This is a genomic window from Heyndrickxia sporothermodurans, from assembly GCF_003055045.1.
Lineage (GTDB): Bacteria > Bacillota > Bacilli > Bacillales > Bacillaceae_C > Heyndrickxia > Heyndrickxia sporothermodurans.
The window spans coordinates 74652-80707 of sequence record NZ_NAZB01000034.1; the positions used below are offsets into that span (position 1 = coordinate 74652).

General features: G+C 33.4%; 4 protein-coding genes and 1 pseudogene. 2 read left to right on the forward strand and 3 right to left on the reverse strand.

Annotated features, from left to right (window positions below):
- Positions 1-111: 111 nt before the first annotated feature.
- Together B5V89_RS14795 and B5V89_RS14800 are read right to left on the reverse strand one after the other, a co-directional pair.
- Positions 112-777, reverse strand: a complete 666-nt coding sequence (locus B5V89_RS14795; protein ID WP_108072683.1) for a DUF2642 domain-containing protein — start codon at positions 775-777, stop codon at positions 112-114.
- 86 nt (positions 778-863) lie between these two features.
- Positions 864-1589 (reverse strand): hypothetical protein, encoded by a 726-nt coding sequence (locus B5V89_RS14800; RefSeq protein ID WP_066236094.1) that lies wholly within the window; start codon positions 1587-1589, stop codon positions 864-866.
- A gap of 54 nt (positions 1590-1643) precedes the next feature.
- Between B5V89_RS14800 and B5V89_RS14805 the strand changes: the two are divergent.
- Together B5V89_RS14805 and B5V89_RS14810 are read left to right on the forward strand one after the other, a co-directional pair.
- Positions 1644-2888: pseudogene (locus tag B5V89_RS14805) on the forward strand (arsenic transporter); the annotation flags it as partial.
- Positions 2889-3133: 245 nt separating this feature from the next.
- The gene (locus B5V89_RS14810; protein WP_108072686.1) at positions 3134-3625 is read left to right on the forward strand and encodes a GNAT family N-acetyltransferase; all 492 of its coding nucleotides are present in this window, start codon (positions 3134-3136) and stop codon (positions 3623-3625) included.
- A 109-nt stretch (positions 3626-3734) separates the two neighbouring features.
- On the opposite strand, the gene helD is transcribed toward B5V89_RS14810, so the two are convergent.
- Positions 3735-6029 carry an RNA polymerase recycling motor HelD gene (gene helD, locus B5V89_RS14815; protein WP_108072688.1) on the reverse strand — a complete coding sequence of 765 codons (2295 nt, stop codon included), beginning with the start codon at positions 6027-6029 and terminating at the stop codon, positions 3735-3737.
- Positions 6030-6056 lie beyond the last annotated feature (27 nt).

A 6056-nucleotide genomic window follows, 5' to 3' on the forward strand; every position in this document is an offset into this window, starting at 1 on the left:
ATTTCTATTTTTACACTTTATCATACACTACCCACTATTTACATGACAAATAAGCAAGTTGACCATCTTCAGAAAAACCAATGAGATATTGATCTCATTGGTTTTTCTTTTCTATGGCAGGTGAACCGTTTTTAAATGCCCAAATTTCCAAATAACTGCTTGGCCATTAGCTATTATTAACTCAATCATATTATTGGATACATTTTTCAATAAACCTATTTTCTCGGGATTATCTCCTAAATCTAGTACGACTAATTGACCTTCATATTTTTTCAATTGTTCTTCAAATGACCTTGCGAGTGGAATACTTGCTGGAACAATAGGAAGCTCTTTATTTCCTAATGTGTATGGAGTTAATTGGTGTGAATAAGGGGTAAACCATTTTAAGTGCTGCATTGAAATAAATATCGTTTTATACACTGGTGAATAAAAGACAAGATAATCGTTTAACACACTTGTTATATATCCGTGAATTGAACGATTCCCAGTTACAAATAGCTCAATGAATTGACCTTTCGCATGATTTAGCGTCTTTCGATAGGATATTGGTTCTGTTTCATTAAATAGTAGAAAAGTTTCAGGAGGTTCGGATTCAATTTCTTTCAAGGCTCTCTCTTTCATTTGATGGACATGTAATAAAGGTATATATAAATACCGTGTTCCATCAAAAATAACAATTATATCTAATCCTACATCAATAAGAACTCCCGACAACATTGTTTTTCCGGAAATCTCTAACTCAATCTCACTATTGATAAAACTTTTCATTCCATTCATCCGAAATCCTCCTTTCAAAAACGTATTGGGGGCATTACAAAATCAATGCTCCCCCATTTTGTATTTAATATGATTTATTGATAGAGTTATCTTGTTTTCCATGTATAATCAATAGTCTTAACTACCTTTTCTCTGCTCCATCTCGTTTCGTTTCTCCTACTCGTTCTTCTCTCTCCGGTTGAACGTCTATTTCTACTAGATGTTCTTGACCATTCTGTTCTCCTATCTGATGAACTCGATGTAATTACTTGATCACTAGAGGTTAATACATTTTCCTCACTACTCGACTCCTCTTGTTTGTTATCATTCTTGTTTTCATTGTTTTCTTGTTTTAAAGCTCCTTTTGGTCCGACACTGATACTCCTCACGTGAAATGGATGAATACGAAATACTTCTTGATTATTTATTAGTGTATAATATCCGTCTGTATTTTCGACAAGAATTCCTTCTAACGCTTCTGGGCCATTTCGATTGATCGAAACCCAGCTATGTGTCATATGCATGAATAACTGATTAAAACTTGTTTTCCTTAGGAACTCTGGTTGAACTGCCGTGTTTTCGATATTCTCTTTATTATCCATATTTTTTTGAGCGTTTTTGACACTTTTTATATGATGGATATTATAATAAACAATTCCATCATCATTTGTTTGTAAAACTAAATAATCATTAATGACCTCTAGTAACAATCCATTTTTTGCATCAGGACCACCTTGGTTAATTTGAATCGTATTATTTCTAAAATGATTCATTAAACTTACAAAGTTTTCAGCATGTAAATAATCTACTTCCTCTTCCTGATTAGCATTCATATTGATTGAATTTGCCTTTGAATCCTCTATAATGCTTTTAATATGAGAGCTTTGATCATATTATTAACCGGGGTTGTGTCTAGGGGGGACATTGAGGATATTATAAGTAAAATAGGTGGTGCTTCGATAACCATTATCGCGACAATTGTTATGGCTGTTATTTTAGAAAGCTTCGGTTTTTTTCACTGGGCTGCCGCAAGACTTGCTGGTTTAGCAAAAGGTTCCGGCTATCGCTTATACTGGTATATTCAATTGCTATGCTTCCTAATGACACTGTTATTTAATAATGATGGAAGTATTTTGATTACAACCCCCATTCTAATCCTTCTACTAAAAAATCTTAGACTAAAACCTCACCAGCAGATCCCTTATCTTTTAAGCGGAGCCTTAATCGCAACTGCTTCGAGTGCACCAATTGGCGTAAGTAATATCGTAAATTTAATTGCTTTAAAAATTGTTCATATGACCTTGTATATGCATACCGCAATGATGTTTATTCCTGCTACATTAGGATTAATATTCATGTCATGGCTGATGTATGTTTTATTAAAGAAGTCGTTACCACCAAAATTGCCAGAGGCTAAATACGATATTGAAAATTTGTTTTTCACCTCCAATTTCCATCCGCTAAAAGGAAGTATCGATGTAAATACGAGTAAGAAGCGTACAAAATTTATGTTAAAAATTTTATTATTTGTTTTTATTATGAGATGTCTACTCTTCGTCGCATCATTTCTTTCCATTCCTATCGAAATTGTAGCGGTATTTGGATCAAGCATTTTACTTATTTGGAGATGGTACTACCTTCGGACAAATCCTGTTGATATTTTGAAGAAAACTCCGTGGCACATTCTGATTTTTGCCTTTTCGATGTATGTAATTATTTACGGTCTCCATAATGCGGGACTTACAGAATTTCTTGTCAATGTTTGTGAACCAATCGTAAATCAAGGATTATTTTACGCTAGTTTTATCATGGGGGGACTCGTATCCATTCTATCAAACTTGTTTAATAATCATCCTGCCTTAATGATCGGAACTATCACCTTGACTGAAATGGGACTTGATCCTATCACACTTAAAACGATTTATTTAGCAAATATTATAGGTAGCGATATCGGATCTTTATTACTACCTATAGGCACATTAGCCTCCCTCATTTGGATTCACATTTTACGACAAAATAAAATAAAAATAAAATGGCGTGACTATTTAAATGTTTCATTAATTGTTATCCCATTGTCCACGATTGTCACGTTATTTCTATTATTCTATTGGGTGCAAATGATGTTTGGTTAAAAATACCAAATAATTTTAAAAAATCGATGAAACGTTTTACCTCTATTTGTGGTGACAAATGGAGGTTTTTTATCATCCTTGGCGATTTAAACAAAGGTACTTAGGGTTGTGTATGTTTCAAGTAATCCTGCAACATTAATGAAAATTAGTGTAAATTAAAAGGGACGAGCCTCCCCACTATTCTCTTTTTTATCAATTTCTTTTACAATAATAATGTTAAGTCGTTATTAATAGGAGAGATTCTCATGACTATTGAGTTAAAAGAAGTTCGATTAGAAGAGAAAAGTATTTTAGAAAATATGCTTCATTTTTATCTTGATGACCTTTCTCAATATACAAATCAGCTAAAAGCAAATCAGCTCGGAATTTTTGAATATGATAGTATAGACCTTTTTTTCACAAAATCTAATTTAATCCCATATTTTATCAAGTATGAAGGATTAATAGTAGGATTTCTTTTATTCGTAAAAACAGTTAAAAATGAACACATCGATTATTGTGTAAATGATATATTTATTTTTACTCAATATCGAGAAAGAGGCTTTGCTGGACAAGCAGTCAAAAAATTATTTGTTTCTTATCCAGGTACATATTATGTCGTTCAGCTCGAAAAAAATCAAAAAGCGATTCAATTTTGGAAATCACTTTTTAACGAGTTGCAATTAGAATATACGGAAGAAACTGTTATTGACGGTGGGGAAAGATGCTCTGCGCAAACATTCACCATTTGCCAATAACATTATTTTTTCATTTGTGAGAAAAGGATTGTTACTACAGTCCTCATTTCTTCCAATACCTATCCCACGGTCATAAAGTAAAAAAAGCTGAATCGAAATTCAGCTTAATCTACTCCTCAATTTCCAGCAATTCTGAATCCACCTGATCTAATAGAAAATTCGAGCGATCCTTTCCAAAGAAAGACAAACGATGTAATGGCCGTGTCATGGAAACATATAAAAGTTTAATATCAATTTCATTTTCAAGGAACGAGGCACCAAGCGAACAAACTAACACCGCATCAAATTCGAGCCCCTTTGACAAATGTGAACTAACAATGACGATTTCATCCTTATGAATCTCCTCATTTTCTTTTAAAAATTGGATTGGAAGTTCGGAATGCTTTTTCAATAGCTGAGCTAATTTTTTGCATTCTTCATTTGTTTTTCCAATTAATGCAATTGTTTTTATCCCTTCCTTGTACAATTGGCTAATCTCGTTCTCAATCGATCTTACAGTGTCTTTATCAGAGGAAGTTTGATGAAAAATTGGTTTCTTTCCATGTCTAACAACTGGTTCAACAGTTGGTAAGTCAATAGGAAGGAGACGCAAAATTTGATTGGCAGCATTCATAATCTCGACTGTCGTACGATAACTTTTTTGCAACGTTTTATAACTTGCCCTCGGGAAAATATCATTCTGAACGATATTCCAATCCTTTATTCCCCGGTATGAATGGATTCCTTGTGCCAAATCGCCAACGATCGTAAACATATCTGTTTCTAGTACAGTTTTTAATGCATACAGTTGAAAATAACTATAATCTTGCGCTTCATCTACAACAATATTTTTCACACGTAAATGATTTTCGATTCCAAATAGTTTTCCCTGTAAATAAAGCAAGGAGGCTAAGTCCTCGATTTCATATATCTTTTTTGCATTCAATTTGTTCTGATACTCAATGAAAAAATCGACTTCTGATGGTTTAAGTACATCATGAGCATATTTCATAAATACTTCTTTATTAGTCACAAGTTGCTTGTAATAATAAAATAAATCATGTTTTGGGAGTTTTTTTATGTAAGTAGTAACGGCCGTTCGCACTTCTTTCTTTATATCATTTAGTGCTTCAGCTTTCTTATCTAAAGCTTTTGATACATAGCGACGGCGTTTTTCCGGTTCCGCTTTACTATACAACGCTTTTTCTAGCTTGCTATCATAAAAATTTGTTACCTTCTCAACCATTCGTTTCTTCTCTGTTCGAACATGATTTTGCAATACCCGTTTAATCTTGTCGATACGATGATAATAAGGTAAATACCTGTATTCATATTCGATGAGTTGTCTTAATTTCTTACCACTATATAAGCGAAACTTCGATACGAAAAAATCTTCGGTTGGAAGCAATGTTTTCAATACATCATCTAAGTAACGATCAACGATGTCTCTAAATAGTAATGAACCTTTAAAATCTGAGACCCATTTTACTAATTCTGGATGTTTTATATCCTGGTTTATAAAATGAACGATCTTTTCATCCGGAGGTGTTAATTTTATTTTTTTGCCAATACACAACATGACATAATCAACAAATGTCGTTTGTAGAATATTTTCAACACCAAGTTCCGGAAGAACTTCTGAGATGTAATCAATAAACAAGCGGTTTGGAGCTAAAATCATTAATTGATCGGGCATAAACTTATCAGCAAAAGTATAAATGAAGTAGGAGATACGGTGTAGCGCAATCGTTGTCTTACCACTTCCGGCAGCTCCTTGAACAATAATCGGTTTGTTCAAATCGGCACGGATAATATTATTTTGTTCCTCTTGGATTGTTGAAACAATTTCGGTTAGACGATTACTCGCACTCTCAGATAAGGACATTTGGAGTAATTCATCATTTGTTGTTAAATCAATATCGCGGATTTCTTGAAGTTCACCTTCATCAATAATAAATTGACGCTTTAATGATAAATATCCGTAGTAAGTATCCCCTTCGGATTCATAGGAAACATCCCCTAAACGCCCATCATAGTATAGGTTCGCAATTGGTGATCGCCAGTCGACAATAATTGGTTGCTGTGTTTCTTTATCAAACAATGATACTTTTCCTAAATACAAAATTTCTTCTTTATCGACTTTTTCCTGTAAAAAGTTGATTCTTGCAAAATAGGGCTTCTTTTCAAACTTTTTTAGGCGTTTTAATTCATCTCCAGTCCTCTGAAGTAGATTCGCATTCGTTAGCATGCTCATATAGCTAAAGCTGCTATCTTTAATATCCATTCCTTCCAGCGACTGCTTTAGATTTTCTCTAAATGTTTCTTCACTCGATTCAGATGCTTTAATAACGACATTCATATACTTTTTCGTGAATTCAAGCCTCTCAACCTCTTCTTGAAAATCAGGATGCTCGTTATTTGTCATTACTTAACCTCCTCGTATAATAAGTTT